At 64.4% G+C, this 930-nt stretch carries 1 protein-coding gene; it reads left to right on the plus strand.

The annotated features are described in order from the left end of the window. A partial coding sequence (locus TX88_RS35170; protein ID WP_044519518.1) for a condensation domain-containing protein occupies nt 1–930 on the plus strand: 930 nt, incomplete at both ends.

A 930-nucleotide genomic window follows, 5' to 3' on the forward strand; every position in this document is an offset into this window, starting at 1 on the left:
ATCTTGCTCCAGGAGATCTTCGCCGGCCTCAGCGGGCAACGACTGCCCGCCGCCGCGCCGTATCGCAGTTTTGTCACCTGGCTCTGCCAACGTGATCGGGCCGGTGCCCATGAGGCGTGGCGCGAGATGTTGGCGGGATTTGAAACGCCGACGTTGATCGGTCCGCCCGAGCGAGATGGACTGGGACAGCGAGGTGTTGAGTCGTTCCGGCTGTCCGAGCAGATCACGCGCGCGCTCGGCGATCTGGCACGCTCGCATCACACCACCCCCAGCATCGTGTTGCAGGGCGCGTGGGCGCTCCTACTCACCTCGCTGACCGGCAGGCAGGACATCGCCTTCGGCACGACGGTCTCCGGACGTCCTGCCGAGGTTCTCGGCTCGGATTCCATGGTGGGCCTGCTGATCAACACGGTGCCGGTGCGGGCGACATTGCACCCGGACACCACCACCGCGGACCTGTTGCAACAATTGCAGGGCGCCCACACCGACACCCTCGAACACCAGCACGTGGCGCTGACCGACATCCACCGGATCACGGGCCAGGACAGACTGTTCGACACCCTGCTGGTCTTCGAGAACTACCCGGTCGACGCCACGGCACTGTCGAACATCGACGGCTTGGCGATCACCAAGTTCGATTTCCGCGAATCCAACCATTACCCGTTGGCGGTGCAAGCGCTGCCGGGCCGCGAACTGCAACTCCGCGTCGAATATGACACCGAGGTGTTCGACCTCGATGCCATCGAGGCCCTGATCGAACAACTGAATGCGGTTCTGTCAGCGATGACAGCGGATCCGCTGCGCCCGTTGTGGTCGGTGGATCTGCTCGACGAAGCCGCCCACGCACGTCTCGACGCGTGGAGCCATCGGGCGGTATTAACCGCCCCGGCCCAAACCTCGGCCTCCGTTTCGATTCCGACGTTGTTCGCC

The organism is Mycolicibacterium septicum DSM 44393, assembly GCF_000455325.1.
GTDB lineage: Bacteria > Actinomycetota > Actinomycetes > Mycobacteriales > Mycobacteriaceae > Mycobacterium > Mycobacterium septicum.